Source organism: Microcoleus sp. AR_TQ3_B6 (assembly GCF_036702785.1).
GTDB lineage: Bacteria > Cyanobacteriota > Cyanobacteriia > Cyanobacteriales > Microcoleaceae > Microcoleus.
In genome coordinates this window covers 1-16,341 of the sequence record NZ_JAUBVJ010000074.1, presented here as the reverse complement: position 1 = coordinate 16,341, position 16,341 = coordinate 1, and the positions used below count along the sequence as shown (strand labels likewise).

Below are 16,341 nucleotides of genomic sequence, written 5' to 3'. Positions count from 1 at the left end.
CGGTTCGTTAAATAAACAGTAAAATAAGACAATAATCAACTCGCCCATACAGTTATGCTGCCCGTCGAAAGTGTTGCAGCAATTCCGAACGATCTGATTTTGCGCTTGAGCATCGAGCAGTATCATGCGATAATCCAAGCTGGCATTCTCACCTCGGATGACTCTGTAGAATTGCTGGAAGGTTGGCTGGTTTGCAAAATCCCCAAAAATCCACCGCACCGAGTCACAACTCGTCTTGTCAGAACAGCTTTAGAGAATATTTTACCTGCGGGGTGGTATGTCGATTCTCAAGAACCGATCGCGCTTTCCAACAGCGAACCCGAACCTGATATAGTGGTTGTTCGAGGGCATACGCGACAGTATCTCGATCGCCATCCAGGTGCTGAAGATATTGCGCTGATTATTGAAGTATCAGATACAACGCTTCAGCGCGATCGAACTGTCAAAAAACGGATTTATGCCCGGGCTGGAGTTGCGATTTATTGGATTGTGAATCTTGTGGAAGAACAGGTTGAGGTGTACTCTCAACCTCTTGTGGAACTTGAGCAGCCAGATTACAGTCAAAGGTTGGATTTCGGGCGATCGGCTGTGATACCGATTATTATTGAAGGAATAGAAATTGGGGCGATCGCTGTAGATGCTCTTTTGCCTTGATTTTGATTGAAAGCTATTGGTTATTGGTTAATTTCTCTCTCAACTTGCGCAAAATTGGAATTTGTTCCAACTGTTCCGGCCGTATACTATCCCAGTTTAACCCAATTGGACGCGGATAACTTGTATTAGTCTCAATTACCTCCTCAGCAGTAACAATCCAATTCAGCGCCCAATCGTGAGCTTGCATTGGTAAACGGGAATCTGGGACTATTTGCAAAGGATGCACTGTTGTGACAATTGGCGTATCGATTTGTACTAACCCGAATTCCTGCAACATAGCCAATTCTAAATCCGCAAAACCTGCACCTTTCCCGGTTCTCCCACCGCCGGGCCCTGCAGCTACGCAGCCGACTATTACTAAATCAATCGGCTCCATTTCTGCAAAACTTACCAATTTTCCGCAAGCGAGTGCTTGGCGGGCGATCGCACTTTCGGCAATTGATATATTTTTCCTCTGCAAATCCTCAGCAGTCAACTCAACAAAACAGCGCGTGCTTGTCAAGCGCGGTACTGCCATATACAGGCGTTTTCCCTCCTGCAAAGCCCGCATCCGCACCGGAATTTGTGGCGAATCTGGATTGCACTTAATCGTTTTTGCTTGTTGCCATATTGGTAAATTTGCCAATCTTTCGGCCGCCACCTGTGCACCGACAAAGTTGGGAATATGACCGAACGGATCGCCAATAGATGCGGCGTGCTGCTTCAGCAAAGACCAAATTTCAGCTCTTAACTCGTCTTTGTCGTGGTGATATCCAGTCCAATCAGTTTTCATGCTGTAAGAAGAAGGAAGTTCGGCAACGGATTCGCTCAACGGATGTAACGGATGTAACGGATGTAACGGATGTCAGGAAAAAGGTATAAGGTAGAAGGAAAAATGCTCATCTAGCAATTTTTGTAGCCATTTGGAGCTGAGATTTAATTAAGTATATTCATTTATTGTGCTACAATTAATCATACAAAATTATAATAACCTCTCGATTCTTTAGTCTTTTAGAGAGGGACTTCCTTTGACTATTGATATCAAATCCGTTAGCATCGAAATAGTAAATTCTAGTTGAGAGTTGACAGTGAACAGTCAACTGTCAACTGTCAACATCATTCCGGTGTAACCGGAAATGATATGAGCGGTTTAAACAGCCGAATGTTATTTGTGATTTTATGAATTTTACCACAAAGCCCAGTTACTATCAAGTCGGCGGCAGTCTCACCAATAACGCTCCGAATTATGTGAAGCGGCAAGCAGACGACGATTTATATAACAGATTGAAGGCGGGGGAATTTTGCTATGTTTTGAATTCCCGGCAAATGGGTAAATCTAGCTTGCAGGTGCGGACAATTCAGCGGCTGACAAATGAAGGAATTGCTTGTGCTGCGATCGACATTTCGGAAATTGGCCACCGCGGCGTCACTCCAGAACAGTGGTATGCTGGTTTGCTGCGCATTCTCGAAAATAACTTTAACCTGTCGGATATTGTCAACGTGCGGACTTGGTGGCGCGATCGCAATTTTTTAACCCCGGTTCAAAGATTGAGCGAATTCATCGAAACCGTACTGTTACCCAACATTTCCAGCAATATTGTCATTTTTATTGACGAAATCGACAGCATTCTCGCCCTAGATTTTCCCGCCGACGATTTTTTAGCCTTAATTCGATCGTGCTACAACAAGCGCGCCAACAATTCAGAGTTCGATCGCCTAACTTGGGCCCTCTTAGGTGTAGCATCGCCGACGGATTTGTGCCGCGAGCAAAATGCCAGCAGCAATACCCCTTTTAATATTGGCAAGGCGATCGAATTAACTGGTTTTGACGAAACAGAAGCTCAACCGCTAGCAGCGGGGTTGGCAGAGCTGACAGACAGCCCTCAGGAAGTTTTGACAGAAGTATTGTATTGGACGGGCGGGCAACCCTTCCTCACTCAAAAGCTGTGCAAACTCCTGCTGGAAAACCCACAATTAATGCCGAATTTACCCCCCCCAGCCCAAGGGGGGGAAGATCCAGCCGCCCCTTACCAAGGGAGGGAAAAAGATCGAATTAACACTTCTAAAGAGTGGGTTGAGAAGGTAGTGCGCTTGAAAATTGTGGAGAATTGGGAAACTCAGGATGTGCCCGAACATTTGTCCACAATTCGCGATCGGCTTTTCAAAGAAAACCAGCGCATTGTCAGGAGACTCGGATTGTATCAGCAAATTTTAGAGCAAGCTGAAATTGTCCCCGATGGCAGTGCCGAACAAATGGAACTACGATTGAGCGGATTAATCGTTAAGCACGGGGAAAAATTAACAATTTCTAATCCTATTTATGAAGCTGTATTTAACAAAGAGTTAATTGCAGAAAAATTAGAAAAACTCTCGCCTTACTCGGAAGCTATCAAACTCTGGCTAAATTCTAGCTGTGAAGATGATTCCCAACTCTTGCGAGGGGATGATTTGCAGTCAGCATTAGTTTGGGCGGCAGGAAAAAGTTTGAGAAACGAAGATTTTCAGTTTTTGACTGCCAGCCAGAAAGTTATTTTGAGCAACCAAAATCAACTGCTGCATTTAGCTACACTAGAAACAAAAAAAGCTGTGTGTGATGCCGAAAAAGCTTTGCTGGAAGCTAACTCTGCCAAACAAAAAGCCAAACAGTGGATCGGCATCGGTTCTGCGGTACTAGCAGCATCGTTAGTGGGGGCGATCGGCTTTTCAACTCTCGCTTACCAACGGTTTAGACTCGCACAAGCAAGTATTGAAATCGAACAAAATGGCAGCGATGCTTTACTGTTGGCGGTATCTCAAAAGACCGAAAACAGCGAAGCTTTATCAGAAGCCTTACTGAGAGCGATCGCCTCGGGAAAAAAATTAAAAACCTTGGTTGAAAACAAACATAACCTAGAAGAATATCCGGCAACTAGACCGCTGTTAGCCTTACAAATAATTCTTGATAAAATTAGCGAGACGCAGCCAAAAACAACCTCATCAATTCCGCCAACCCAGATAAATTGGCAAGCTCATAAAGGTGCAGTTACCAGCGTCAGTTTTAGCCCAAACAGGCAAATATTAGCAACCGCAGGAATAGACGATCGAGTTCGGATTTGGAACTTTTCCGGGGAAAAAATTGCTGAATGGAAAGCTTTGCAGCAGTCAGTTAATATGGTAAACTTTAGCCCGAACGGTAAATTTTTAGCGACCGCAGGAAGGGACAGCACAGTTAAACTATGGAATTTATCAGGTAAAAATATTTCTCAATTAACAGGAATTCAAGGCTCTGTTACCAGCATCAGTTTTAGTCCCGAAGGAAAGTTGTTAGCTGCCGCAGGAATAGACAGCCAAGCTGCAATTTGGCAATTGTCAAAACTGCCAAAATTAATACCGTCTAGCGTGCAAATACCTGGTCACAAGGGCTTAGTGAGAAGCGTAAATTTTAGCCCAAAGGGCGATTTTTTAACGACTTTAGACGGGCAATCTACAGTGCGAATTTGGAATTTGTCGGGCAAGCTGAAAAAAATACTGCCCCTTCAGGCAATTGGGATCAGTTTTAGTCCAGCTCAACACCAGTATCGCTTTGCTACAGTAACATTGAATGGCAAAGTCGGGCTGTGGAATCTGTCAGAAAAAGCATTAGTTAAGGAATTTCAAACCTTGCATTTTGATGCGAAATCAATTAGTTTTAGTCCCGACGGAGAACGGCTTGCTACAGTGGGAATTGACAAGACTGTGCGGCTGTGGAATTTAGCGGGGCGGCAAGTTGCTCAATTTGAGTTTGAGGAGAATGTTGTTAGTGTCAGTTGGAGTGGAGACGGAAAGCAAATTGCTGTAGCTGGAAGCAACGGCACTGTCTGGCTGAGGCAGGTTGAAGGGCTAGAAGAATTGCTGAAGCAAAGCTGCAATTTTTTCATCAGTCAACCGAAGTATTTTACAAGAGTTTCAACTCTCTGCAAGTAGGACTTAGGCTCAGTCCTGTCCCTACTGATGACTATCAATTTACCTTAACAGGCGAAACACTTACATTAGGATTTTTGACTTTTCTTAAGAGTTCTTGTCGAGCTTGTTCGGGATTTTGTCCTTTGGGTACTTGATATAATAATCTACAGGAACCGTCTTGAGAATTAGCTGCACAAATAATTAGTTGACCGCTGGGAGATGCACCTGAGGTGATAATATTCTCCCAGTTGCCTTGCGGTTGCGAGTTGTTGAGAATTCCCGAGACTCGGGTGCACCGAGTAATCGCGTCTTCTCCGGATTCATTGAAATAGTTATCAGCTAGCCACAGAATAACGGGAATATTTTTGCCTTGTTGGACAGCAATTGTAGCTGGGTATCCGCCAGCAGCGCCGCAGAAGAATGAAGGCGTTTGGGCAAAGGCGGGACTGCTTGCTAAAATCCGAGCAACGAGGGCAATAATTGACGCGCTAAAAGCTGACTTTAAGAGCCGAAATTCCATGAGCAGTAATAAGCTTTTTCATTTAAGGTTACTAATACTCTAAAAAGTTAGACTACTTTTTGCCGGGAAGATTAGGCATTTAGGGAAAAAAATAAAATTGATTCTGCAAATTTTTGCGATCGCACACTGAGCTCATCTAGGCCAAAACTCAGGGAAAAATGCTCGCTGACAAACACCGACTGCAGAAAATAGGTGCAGCCACAGGGGGCTCCGCCGCGAAGGTATAGGGTAAAGGTGCGGTTTTTCACCGTTTTTTGCGCGATCCTTGCTCTTGGCAATCCCGCCCCACCTAAAGGGAAACCTGTGTTACCATCGTGAAAAATATTCTCTTTAATAATCAACGATGGGCAATGTTCTGGTGCTGAACGCCTCCTACGAACCCCTTAACATCACCAATTGGCGAAGGGCGGTAGTTTTGTTGCTGAAAGGAAAAGCAGAACAGGTAGAACACAATGGGAAATTTATTGCGCCAAATTTCCCCCTACCAACTGTGATCCGACTACGGCATTACGTCCGAGTTCCCTATAAGGATATTCCGCTTACCCGCCGGAATATCTTGCACCGGGACGCGCACGCTTGTCAATACTGCAGTTATACCGGGGACGATTTGACGCTGGATCATGTGATTCCCCGATCGCGCGGAGGAGGCGACACTTGGGAAAACCTCGTCACCGCCTGCGTGCGCTGCAATGTCAATAAAGGCAGCCGCACGCCAAAAGAAGCGGGAATGCCGCTGCGCTATCCGCCCAGGAAACCTCACAGCGGTCTTTATTTTGAAGTGACTAAACACGTTAAGAGCGGTATGCACAAAGAATGGCAAAAATATGTAATCGGCCTTTAAAACCCCTGTCAGCGCAAGCGCGGGGGTTTTTTGCGGAGGTTCTGATTTCTGAGATTGCTTCGTTCCTAGTAATGCACACTCTCTGCATGAGTTAAAAACTTAAAGATAGAATTTACGCTCTTAAATCCGGTTTCTCCTAAGAAGTATTGGCTTTGACAACGAGGCCTCTACAAAGAATCCGGGTTTAAGAGCGAATGTCGCGCAAATCCTCAAGAGTTAAATTGTTAATTTTTAACAGCGATGAAAGACCATTCCCCTATCAATTCCGATGGAGTATCTGGCAACCGGAAAGTTGAATTTGATTCCAGCAGCGAGGTTGTAGCCGCAGTGAGTGCGCCTGGGAAACGGCGCAGCAAAGCCGAAGTTGGTTCCGAAGACAATCGCGGCCGTGTCCGCGAGGAATTGCACGATCGCAAAGTCGAACAGTTGCGCCAAATGTTCGATCGGAACAAAGGCACTCGCCAGCTAATCTTGCTGCAAGATTTTCCAGACCCCGACGCACTTTCAAGCGCTTGGGCTTACAAATTAATCGCCGAACAGTACGATATCCAATGCGAGATTATCTACGCCGGCGCCCTCAGCCACCAAGAAAATATTGCCTTAGTTAAATTGACAGGGTTGCCGTTGCAGCGGTGGACGCTGGAAACGGTAAAAACTAAGGATTTGTCGGTTTTTCAGGGCTGCGCTTTCATCGACAACCAAGGGACGACTTGTAGCTTAACCGAGTTTATTTTAGCGGCTGGAGTTCCGATCGCCTCCGTCATCGACCATCACAATTTGCAGGGGGAAATGAACGCAGAATTTATCGATTTGCGCCCTCAAATCCGCGCTACAGCCACGATTTTTGCCGAGTATTTACAGGCTGGACTGCTAGCTCTCGACAGCAGCGTCAGCCTGCACATCAAGTGCGCTACAGCTTTGATGCACGGTTTGCGATCGGATACGATCGCCCTCAGACAAGCTCAGGAGGAGGACTTTTTAGCTGCGGCTTATTTGAGCCGGTTTTACGACCCGCAGTTGCTGAATGCAGTGTTGCAGTCGTCTCGTTCTAAGTGGGTGATGGACGCGATCGAGCGAGCGCTCAAACACCGCACCGTCCAGAACAATTTTTCGATAGCCGGCATCGGCTACCTCCGCTATGACGATCGGGATTCTATTCCCCAAGCGGCGGACTTTTTAGTAACAGAGGAGAACGTACATACAGCCGTTGTTTACGCCATTGTTCACGACAAAGATGAGGAGATTGAAGTAGTAATTGGCTCGCTGCGAACTAATAAACTTACTCTCGACCCCGACGAATTTATTAAAGAAGCCTTCGGCCAAGATGCTCAAGGACGCTTTTTTGGCGGTGGCCGGAGTCAAGCAGGAGGTTTTGAAATTCCCGTGGGATTTCTTTCCGGCGGGAATGAGAACAGCGATTATGCCAGGCTGAAATGGGAAGTATTCGATGCTCATATCAAGCAAAAGTTGATGAATTTAATTAGTCCTAAAGACAATCCTGTTTACGATCATTAACTGTGTAGTTTGTATATGCGGTCTTTCTTCCAGCAAGAGCCTGGGTTCTGCCTCCGGTTGCTAGGAGGTTTGGCCGCGTTTTTTTTCTCGTTTCGGGCAAAATCTCAACTTTACAATCAGTCATCGACGCACTCTAACTGTCATCAACCGTTTTTTTTTACTTTTATTGAGGGTTTGAACGAAGAAAGGGGGTTAAAAAACCCGGTTGCTCCGTCTAGGACTAATATCGTTTACGGTTGTTTCGGAATGATTAAACCGCAGAGGGCGCAGAGGAAGAGAAGAGAGAGATGAATAATTCCGATGCCAACGAATTTGATATAACAATAATAAATGTTATCCCAATTTTCTAAACATACACACCCAAGAAACCGTTTTTTTTCCTTTGGTCAAGGGATACAACTAAGTATTTTGGTAAAAACCCCAGGTTTTGGGGAAAACTTAGTTTTATCTAGTTTACTAAAGTCCACGCCATAATTATTAAGTTTTAATAAGAAGAGAGACCGATATTTTTTGTTTTTCCTATAATTTAGTTAAAAAAATGACAATATTTCTAGTTGAGTCCGGAGAATCTCGATAACTTTTTAGAAAAAAGCTCCGTACAATAAGCAAAAGAGAGAGGGAAAAACATAATTTGTGTCCTGAGTCACATAAAAAAGCAATTGTAGAAGTTAAAGGAAGTGTTTATCCCAATATAAAGTGTGGGTTTCGTTTCTCAACAAAACAACCAGTTGCTACGAAGTAAAACAAATTATTATATTTATTTTTCGCGGGTTAGAATAGTAGAAAATTGCTTGACAAAAAAAGAAACATGGAGATGTCTACAAAACAGATTTTCTCTGGGTCATTAGAGAAAATCATAGAAAAAGTTTCACAAATTGCACTTCAACTCAACGAGTTCGGGGCTCTGGAGACAATTTTGCAATGTGCGGTAGAAGAAACCAGGGTGCTGCTGCAAGCCGATCGCGTAATTATTTATCGCTTCCTACCGCATAGACATGGCGTAGTATTTGCTGAATCCGTTGATTCCCAGTGGCCGCAACTCCTAGGAAAACAGATTTACGATCGTTGCTTTGAAGCCACCTGGGTAGAGCGTTACAGCCAGGGACAAACCAGCAGCATTTCCGATATTCACAGCGGTAATCTTCCAGGTTGTGATGTCGAATTGCTCGATCGCCTCCAGGTTCAGGCAAATTTAGTTGTGCCAATTTTGCTAGATAGCAAACAGCAGCAATCTCCGAAGCTGTGGGGACTGTTGATTGCTCATCAATGCCAAAGTCCGCGTCAGTGGGAACCTCTCGACGTTCAGATCCTGCAACAGGTTGCAGTGCAGCTTGGGTTGAGGATGCGGCACCTGGAATCTCACCGCCCGGTGCAGCCTTTCAATCAACCGCCGTTTCTGGAAACAGAACCGAATCAAACTGCGATTAAGAAAGAAAGCGGGCCAACAGCCAATCATCCTCATTGCCTGCAACCAGAGTTTGCGTGGTCCCTGAGCGGGGGTATGGTCCACCTCAAAACCTTTGACTTGTTGCAAAACCCGATCTGGATATTTGATATAGAGCATTGGCAAATGTGGTGGGCCAACCAAGCCTCCTTGTACCTGTGGAATGCTTCGACGCAGCAGCAGCTCATAAGTCGCAACTTTAGGGATATGTCAGAGTCTACTCGGATTCCCTTGCAGAGCTATCTACAGCAGTTTGAGCAAGGCAAAACCTTCTGTGAGCAGTGGACGTTTTACCCGGGCGGTGAGCCTGTTTCTGTCCGCTGTCGGTGCTCTGGCATCAGGATTGACAGCGGGCGTTTGGCAATGCTGGTGGAGGGTACAGTCGAAACCGCCGATCGAATCGAGGCGGAAACCCTGCGGTCGATAGAGGCACTCCGACACACGACGCTGATGGTTTCGCTGTACACCCTCGAAGGTGTGCCGCTGCTGCAAAACCCGGCGGCCTGGCGCTGTTATGGGGATATGCAGCCGCCTGACTTTGCGACAGACAATGCTTTTGTGAGCCGCTTTGTTGACTCTCAGGTAGGAGAGCGAGCAATGGCAGTTCTTAAGTCCGGTGAGGTCTTTAGCACCGACGCTCAAGTGATTACTCTGGCGGGAATTCGCTGGCACGGGATAGACGTGCGGTGTACCAACGACCCGGTAACAGGCAAGCCGATGTTGGTCGTGAACGAAAAGGATATTACCGACCGCCAGCAGGCAGAAACAGCCCTGCAAAAGAGTGAAACCCGGTTGTCAGAAGCCCAGCGGGTTGCCCGCATCGGTAGCTGGGAATTTGACGCGATCGCCGGTACAATTACCTGGTCTCCCGAACTATTCGAGATTATGGGACGATCCAGGGCACTGGGCGAACCTACCTATGAAGAACACCTACGGCTTTACCATCCCGAAAGTGCCCAACAGCTACACAGGGTAGTTCAACGAACGCTCGCTCGCGGAGAGCCTTATCTCTTGCGGCTCAGAGTCGTGCACCCGAATGGTTCTATCCGCCATACCGAAGCCAGAGGACAGGCCGAACTCAATGCAGAGGGACAAGTCATTCGGTTGTTCGGTACATCCCAAGACATTACGGATCTTGTCGAGGCGGAAACAGAACTCAGAGAAATGAGTATAGCCCTTGCTAATGCAGTCGAAGGCATCTCGCGGCTGGATATTTTCGGACGGTATATCACCGTTAATCAAGCCTACGCGAATATAGCAGGTTATCAGCCTGAAGAAATGGTTGGTATGAATTGGCAGAAAACAGTTCATCCCGACGACTGCGACAGGATGAGGGCGGCTTATCAAAAAATGCTAGCCCAGGGTCGAGTCGAGGTTGAGGCCCGCGGTATCCGAAAAGATGGCTCGATTTTTTACAAACAATTGGTGATGTTGGCAGCCTACGACTCGCAGGAGCGATCGATCGGGCATCACTGCTTTATGAAGGATATCACCGCTCGCAAGCAAGCAGAAGCAGCATTACAAAAAGAGTTCCAGCGTCTGGCTGTGGTGATTGCTACTCAACAGGAAATCGCCATCCGCAATCCCAATCTCGATGCAGTTATGGCCGTGATTGCAGAGAGGACTCAAGATTTGACCCGCGGCGATGGCGCAGTGATTGAAATTCTCGAAGGTGATGAATTGGTGTATCGGGCAGCCAGCGGTATCGTCACCCCCTATGTTGGATTGCGGCTCAAAGTAGGGACAAGTTTATCGGGAAAATGTATTGCGACCGGCCAAATCATGCTTTGCGACGATTCAGAAACCGATGCACGGGTGGATAGGGCTGCCTGTGAGCGTATTGGTCTCCGGTCAATGGTGGTTGTTCCCTTGTTCTATCAAAAAGATCGGGTTGGTGTCTTAAAAGTTGTTTCAGCGACACCCTTTAGCTTTACAGAGTCGGATATCCAGACCTTACAACTGATGGCTGGGTTTCTGGCAAGCAGCCTGCATCTGGCTTCAGAGTTTGATGCCAAAAACATTCTCCTGAGTCAATTGCTCGAAAGCGAGGCACGGTATCGTTCTGTGATTGCGAGCATGGCAGAAGGCGTCATACTCCAGCTAGCAGACGGACAAATTACTGCCTGCAATGCGAGTGCCGAAAGGATTCTCGGTCTGACCCCCGAGCAAATGATGGGGCGCACATCCGTAGATTTAGACTGGCGAACCGTTCGGGAGGATGGCCAACCGTTCCCGGGCCAACAGCATCCGGCAATCCTCACCCTGCGCACGGGACAAGGGCAATCGAATGTGGTGATGGGCATTCACAAACCGGATAAAACCCTGACTTGGATTTCGATTAATTCGCAGCCGCTGTTCCATCTCAATCAGTCTCAACCCTATGCAGTAGTGACGACTTTTGCTGATATTACAGAACGCAAGCAGGCCGAGGAGATGCTCAGACACCGGGCGGAACAAGAAAGATTAATTGCTACGACAGATGGGTTAACACAAGTAGCAAACCGCCGCTGTTTTGATGAGCGGTTGCAGTCGGAATGGCAGCGACTGATGCAGGGCCAACAACAGCTTTCGTTGATTATGTTGGATGTAGATTATTTCAAGCGATATAACGATTGCTACGGACATCAAGCTGGGGATACTTGTTTGGTGAAAATCGCCAAAGCCGCAGCAGCCGGAGTTAAACGTTCTACCGATTTGTTTGTGCGCTATGGGGGCGAAGAATTCGCTGCCCTACTGCCGAATACGGATGCTGCAGGGGCGATGGCGGTTGCTGAGTCGATCCGAGAGGCAATCCGAGATTTGGCAATCCCTCACGAGAAATCTGATGTCAGCTCGATCGTGACTGTGAGCATGGGAATTGCTAGTATGGTTCCCTGCTGCGAAAAATCGCCGAATGAACTGATCGTCGCAGCCGATCGAGCATTGTACGATGCGAAGCGACAAGGGCGCGATCGCTACGCCCTTAATCGCTGATTCATTGGACATTTGTGGAGAACGAATACATATACCCATCGTTGCGGTGGATTGATTTACAGTATTTATGACGTACTGGACTAACCCTACCAAGTGGTGTCTTCATCTCGAAAACGCCACTTTCTCACGTCTGTCAGCCTACCGACGTGAGTGCCTGCAAACTTCCCAGAGGGAAGAATTGCTCGTACCATGTCGCCAGTTCTAAACCCAAAAAACGTTTTGCACCGAGTTCTGTGTCTGACGGGAAATCCATGTTTATTGGTTGCACACATTTGACGGTTTCCCCAGCCTTTAGCTGCAATTAGCTTTCTTCGCCGGAAGCCCCGCGCTATATTTGTACTCAAATTGGCGTCGGGATGGATAGGCGGATTGACGTAGGTACGAAGTCAATCAATAGATGTATTGGATAGACGATCAATCCACTCTTCTACCCTCTGAGTGATAGTTTTTTCTCTAGCGCTAGCTACAGCCCTAAGTTTATTAATCCTTTTCTCGGATAGTCGAATATGAAGGTTTTTGTTTTTCATGTTGTGTTGTCAATGCGAACACAATAATGCTAACATAGGACTCAAGGAGGGCAACCATGAGAACCGCTTACCAATACCGATTACGTCCAACAAAACAGCAAGTCATTGAAATTGACAAGTGGTTGTCAATGTTGTGCGCTCAGTACAATTACTGGTTGGCTGATAGATGTAATTGGTTTGAGCAAAACCGTTCTCCTGTTAACGCTTGCCCTTTGGTTTGCCATCTACCAGAACTGCGCGACAACCCAGACTATTACTCTCAAAAAAAGACGCTACCACAACTAAAAAAAACCCATCCTTGGTACAGCGAAATTTATTCTCAAGTCCTCCAAGATGTAGTCAAGCGAGTCAAAGTAACGTTTGACAGATTTCTCAAGGGTGATAGCAACGGCAAACGAAGTGGTAAGCCTCGGTTTAAAGCGCGTAATCGTTATCGCACTTTCACCTATCCTCAGATAAAAGAAGGATGTTTGCAAGGTAATCAGATTGCCTTGCCGATGTTCGGAAAAGTTAAGGTTGTCTTGCATCGTCCTATTCCTGGCGGATTCAAAATTAAAACTGCATCAGTCACTAAGAAAGCTGATGGTTACTATTTGACTCTTTCCTTAGAAGACAAAACCGTTCCTGAAATTAAACCAGACTTTAATCCGGATAAAATCACCGGAATTGATGTTGGTTTAAAGGAGTTCTTGACAACTTACGACGGTGAGACGGTTTCTATTCCTCAGCACTACCGGAAAGCTCAAAAGCGCTTGCGGGTTCTTCAAAAACGAGTATCGCGTCGTAAAAAGGGAAGCAACCGTAGACAGAAAGCTGTCAAACAACTTGGGAAGCAACACAAGAAAGTTGCTTCCCAAGCGAAAAGATTTCCATTTCAATACGGCTAATCATTTGCTGTCGAAATATGACGTAATCGCTCATGAAGATTTAAACGTAAAAGGACTTGCTCGTACAAGGTTGGCTAAATCTGTGTTGGATGCTGGGTGGTCAAGCTTCCTGTTGATACTGACAAACAAAGCCGTAAATGCTGGTTTGCTAGTAGTTCCAGTAAGTGCCCATAACACCTCACAAGATTGCTCCACCTGTGGTGAGAAAGTACCTAAAAAACTGCATATTCGTTGGCATGACTGTCCTCACTGTGGGTGCAGTCTCGACCGCGACCATAATGCAGCAATCAACATCAGAAGCAGGGCTGAGGGTCATCCAGTCCTTAAAGCGCAACGCCTCCTAAGCAATAGCCGGATTGGTTGCGAAGCCCGTGCCTTATCTGTAATCAGATAGGCGTCGGGAGTATGTCACCTGATAGCTACAGATGCGCCAACCAGATGCCAGTGCCCGATTTCAATACAGTTGTAGAATAGGCAAAAGATGTCGATCGCGCCAAACTTCAACCCTAGGTTCGATCGGACAGCTCTCAAAAGGACTGCCACAGTGCATTTATATCTGATCCGCCACGGTATTGCAGCCGAGCCCGAAAAATACGATACAGACTCAGAACGCCCGCTGACTAAAGAGGGCGAGCGTAAAACCCGGAAAATCGCCCAGCGACTGTACGAACTCGAAATTCAGTTTGACCTGATTCTCACCAGTCCCCTGCTGCGGGCGCAGCAAACCGCCCAAATCCTGCAAACAGTGGGTTTGAGTTCCCAAATAGAAGAATCCGGCGCCCTGGCACCTTCAGGAGACATCGGGCACTGGCTGGAGTGGTACAAACAGTGGCAGGAAATAGGTAGCCGACCCTTGGCCCTGGTGGGCCACCAACCAGACTTAGGCCACTGGGCAGAAACTTTGCTTTGGGCTCGATCGCAAGATGCCCTGATTCTCAAAAAAGCAGGTATCATCGGCTTAATCCTCCCGGAAACCGGCTCCCCAGTGGGCCGCAGCCAAATGTTTTGGCTAACTGCGCCCAAGTTTTTGCTGCGCTAGAAACAGCGAACCGTCCCGACATTAACAGGAGGCGCCAGCCCTCTTAAACCCGCATTCTCGGACGGCGAAACCGGGAAAAACCCGCCAAAATACGCAGGGGTGCGATCGGGCACCGCGTGTTGAAAAACCCGGTTTCCCAAGCGCAATTAAATGATAATCTGTCAAGACTGTGACACTATCTTGGTTTCTGCTAATGTACTTTTAGTAGATTGAACTTACACAAAACGGTATCGCAATGGTCGTCGGCGAATTCAAACCAGGTTTAGAAGGTGTTCCCGCCACCTTGTCCAGCATTAGCTACGTCGATGGACAAAAAGGGTTGCTGGAATATCGCGGGATTAGCATCGAGGAACTGGCAGTGAAAAGTTCCTTTCTGGAAACTTCATATTTATTAATCTGGGGGGTACTTCCGACAAAGGAAGAACTCGAAGCTTTCGAGCATGAAATTCGCTATCACCGCCGGATCAAATATCGCATCCGGGATATGATGAAATGCTTTCCAGAAAGAGGACATCCAATGGACGCCCTGCAAGCTTCAGCGGCCGCCCTGGGCTTGTTCTACTCCCGCAGAGCTCTGGCTAACCCAGCATACATTCGAGAAGCTGTAGTGCGGCTGCTAGCAAAGATTCCCACAATGGTAGCAGCGTTCCAGCAAATGCGACGGGGAAATGACCCGGTGCGGCCGAGGGATGACTTGAACTATTCGGCTAACTTTCTTTATATGCTCAACGAGCAAGAACCCGATCCGCTGTTAGCTAGCATTTTTGACACTTGTCTGACTCTCCACGCTGAACATACAATTAATGCCTCTACATTTTCGGCAATGGTAACAGCTTCGACGCTGACAGACCCTTACGGAGTGATTGCTTCAGCAGTTGGCACTTTGGCGGGGCCGCTGCACGGGGGAGCTAATGAAGAAGTGATTGATATGTTGCAGCAAATTGGTTCGGTAGAAAATGTGCGGCCTTTTGTGGAGAAGTGCGTTGCAAACAAAGACAAAATCATGGGTTTCGGTCACCGAGTTTACAAGGTCAAAGATCCGAGAGCAACTATTCTTCAGAGGTTAGCGGAAGAGTTGTTTGAGAACTTCGGCCACGACGATTATTACGACATTGCTGTCAAGTTGGAACAAGTGGTTGAGGAGAATTTGGGTCACAAAGGAATTTATGCAAATGTAGATTTCTATTCTGGTCTGGTTTACCGAAAAATGGGAATTCCCCTGGACTTATTTACACCGGTTTTTGCGATCGCCCGCGTTGCCGGCTGGTTGGCCCACTGGAAGGAACAGCTAGAGGCAAACCGCATTTACCGCCCTACTCAAATATATACGGGGACTCACGGTGCTCCTTATATTGCGATCGAGGACAGGCTCCCATCTTAAACCACAATTATCAACCCAGATATGTAAATGGCGAGAGGAATTGTTTTGCTTTCGTGAAGTGTTGAATTAAAAATTGCTTTCGCGTGGCAACTCAGGAAGCAATCTCTATCTGCCAAAAGCTGCCGTGCTGGGTTGCAACCCTCTTGTATGTTGTGCTTTTTGTTGGCGACAATGTTGCTAAGTGACGATTTTCAGGAAGTCCGGTCCTCAGACTTGCGGGTCTGAGGCTTTTTATTGCAATATTACGAATAGCTGTCGGTAGGTTGCTGCGCGCGCACCCTACTTGTATTTACGCTTCGCTTGTATAGTATTAGGTACAAAGTGAAGATGCGCGATCGCATTTAAATTCCTCCCGCTTTTAGTCGTCAGAACATCTATGGCTTACAGCAACAGCGAAATTGAGGGCAAGTCTTTCTACCAATCCGAACCCTTGATCGCCCGCTTGAGAGGGATTATCCCGAAGGCGTTGGCATTATTAAAGAGGGTTCTACCGAACCTAGTATGTAAAACTAACTAGGGTTTGCTGAATAAGTTAGGAAAAATCGCGAGCGCGTAGCCAGTCTCCGGCATCGCACTTGATGAACAATTCAAGCTCGGCGAAACATAACTTTTTGTTGACTATAACTTTCCCAGTTATAGCTTTTAATAATCATTGAACCG

The 16,341-nt window shown here is 46.8% G+C and carries 12 protein-coding genes; 9 read left to right on the top strand and 3 right to left on the bottom strand.

What is annotated here, in order from left to right:
• Positions 1–54: 54 nt before the first annotated feature.
• Positions 55–654, top strand: coding sequence for a Uma2 family endonuclease (locus QUB56_RS27290; protein WP_332959412.1), 600 nt, complete (start codon positions 55–57; stop codon positions 652–654).
• A 13-nt stretch (positions 655–667) separates the two neighbouring features.
• Here QUB56_RS27290 and QUB56_RS27285 read toward each other — a convergent pair whose 3' ends face one another.
• A complete protein-coding gene (locus QUB56_RS27285) occupies positions 668–1,465 on the bottom strand; it encodes a 5-formyltetrahydrofolate cyclo-ligase (protein ID WP_332959411.1) in 798 nt (265 codons plus the stop codon).
• 347 nt (positions 1,466–1,812) lie between these two features.
• Here QUB56_RS27285 and QUB56_RS27280 point away from each other — a divergent pair, with 347 nt between their 5' ends.
• On the top strand, positions 1,813–4,575 hold the full coding sequence (locus tag QUB56_RS27280) for an AAA-like domain-containing protein (RefSeq protein ID WP_332959410.1): 2,763 nt from the start codon (positions 1,813–1,815) through the stop codon (positions 4,573–4,575).
• Positions 4,576–4,609: 34 nt separating this feature from the next.
• Here the strand turns inward: QUB56_RS27280 and QUB56_RS27275 are convergent, their stop codons facing one another.
• Positions 4,610–5,074 carry a COP23 domain-containing protein gene (locus QUB56_RS27275; RefSeq protein ID WP_332959409.1) on the bottom strand — a complete coding sequence of 155 codons (465 nt, stop codon included), beginning with the start codon at positions 5,072–5,074 and terminating at the stop codon, positions 4,610–4,612.
• Between the two features lie 343 nt (positions 5,075–5,417).
• Here QUB56_RS27275 and QUB56_RS27270 point away from each other — a divergent pair, with 343 nt between their 5' ends.
• The 3 genes from QUB56_RS27270 (at position 5,418) to QUB56_RS27260 (ending at position 11,847) form a co-directional block, all read left to right on the top strand.
• Complete coding sequence (locus tag QUB56_RS27270; RefSeq protein WP_332959408.1) at positions 5,418–5,915, top strand: HNH endonuclease; 498 nt, start codon at positions 5,418–5,420, stop codon at positions 5,913–5,915.
• 240 nt (positions 5,916–6,155) lie between these two features.
• Positions 6,156–7,430, top strand: coding sequence for a bifunctional oligoribonuclease/PAP phosphatase NrnA (locus tag QUB56_RS27265; RefSeq protein ID WP_332959407.1), 1,275 nt, complete (start codon positions 6,156–6,158; stop codon positions 7,428–7,430).
• A gap of 814 nt (positions 7,431–8,244) precedes the next feature.
• Positions 8,245–11,847: a diguanylate cyclase domain-containing protein gene (locus QUB56_RS27260; protein ID WP_332959406.1), complete on the top strand. Its 3,603-nt coding sequence runs from the start codon at positions 8,245–8,247 to the stop codon at positions 11,845–11,847.
• 133 nt (positions 11,848–11,980) lie between these two features.
• On the opposite strand, the gene QUB56_RS27255 is transcribed toward QUB56_RS27260, so the two are convergent.
• Positions 11,981–12,115, bottom strand: a complete 135-nt coding sequence (locus QUB56_RS27255) for a hypothetical protein (RefSeq protein ID WP_332959404.1) — start codon at positions 12,113–12,115, stop codon at positions 11,981–11,983.
• A gap of 315 nt (positions 12,116–12,430) precedes the next feature.
• On the opposite strand from QUB56_RS27255, the gene QUB56_RS27250 reads away from it, so the two are divergent.
• From QUB56_RS27250 to QUB56_RS27240, 4 genes are all read left to right on the top strand, one after another.
• Positions 12,431–13,261 carry an RNA-guided endonuclease InsQ/TnpB family protein gene (locus QUB56_RS27250; RefSeq protein WP_445243405.1) on the top strand — a complete coding sequence of 277 codons (831 nt, stop codon included), beginning with the start codon at positions 12,431–12,433 and terminating at the stop codon, positions 13,259–13,261.
• Entirely contained in the window at positions 13,200–13,655 is a 456-nt protein-coding gene (locus tag QUB56_RS37430; protein WP_445243404.1) for an RNA-guided endonuclease InsQ/TnpB family protein, read from the top strand. Before QUB56_RS27250 ends, QUB56_RS37430 begins: the two co-directional genes overlap by 62 nt.
• A gap of 150 nt (positions 13,656–13,805) precedes the next feature.
• The gene (sixA, locus tag QUB56_RS27245) at positions 13,806–14,300 is read left to right on the top strand and encodes a phosphohistidine phosphatase SixA (RefSeq protein ID WP_332959432.1); all 495 of its coding nucleotides are present in this window, start codon (positions 13,806–13,808) and stop codon (positions 14,298–14,300) included.
• A 235-nt stretch (positions 14,301–14,535) separates the two neighbouring features.
• The gene (locus QUB56_RS27240; RefSeq protein WP_332959403.1) at positions 14,536–15,681 is read left to right on the top strand and encodes a citrate synthase; all 1,146 of its coding nucleotides are present in this window, start codon (positions 14,536–14,538) and stop codon (positions 15,679–15,681) included.
• Positions 15,682–16,341 lie beyond the last annotated feature (660 nt).

Excerpts from the sequence above, each read along its gene's own strand:
- QUB56_RS27290 (WP_332959412.1), top strand. The coding sequence starts at position 55 with ATGCTGCCCGTCGAAAGTGTTGCAGCAATTCCGAACGATCTGATTTTG.
- QUB56_RS27275 (WP_332959409.1), bottom strand. The coding sequence starts at position 5,074 with ATGGAATTTCGGCTCTTAAAGTCAGCTTTTAGCGCGTCAATTATTGCC.
- QUB56_RS27270 (WP_332959408.1), top strand. The coding sequence starts at position 5,418 with ATGGGCAATGTTCTGGTGCTGAACGCCTCCTACGAACCCCTTAACATC.
- QUB56_RS27260 (WP_332959406.1), top strand. The coding sequence starts at position 8,245 with ATGTCTACAAAACAGATTTTCTCTGGGTCATTAGAGAAAATCATAGAA.
- QUB56_RS27240 (WP_332959403.1), top strand. The coding sequence starts at position 14,536 with ATGGTCGTCGGCGAATTCAAACCAGGTTTAGAAGGTGTTCCCGCCACC.
- QUB56_RS27265 (WP_332959407.1), top strand. The coding sequence starts at position 6,156 with ATGAAAGACCATTCCCCTATCAATTCCGATGGAGTATCTGGCAACCGG.
- QUB56_RS27250 (WP_445243405.1), top strand. The coding sequence starts at position 12,431 with ATGAGAACCGCTTACCAATACCGATTACGTCCAACAAAACAGCAAGTC.
- QUB56_RS27280 (WP_332959410.1), top strand. The coding sequence starts at position 1,813 with ATGAATTTTACCACAAAGCCCAGTTACTATCAAGTCGGCGGCAGTCTC.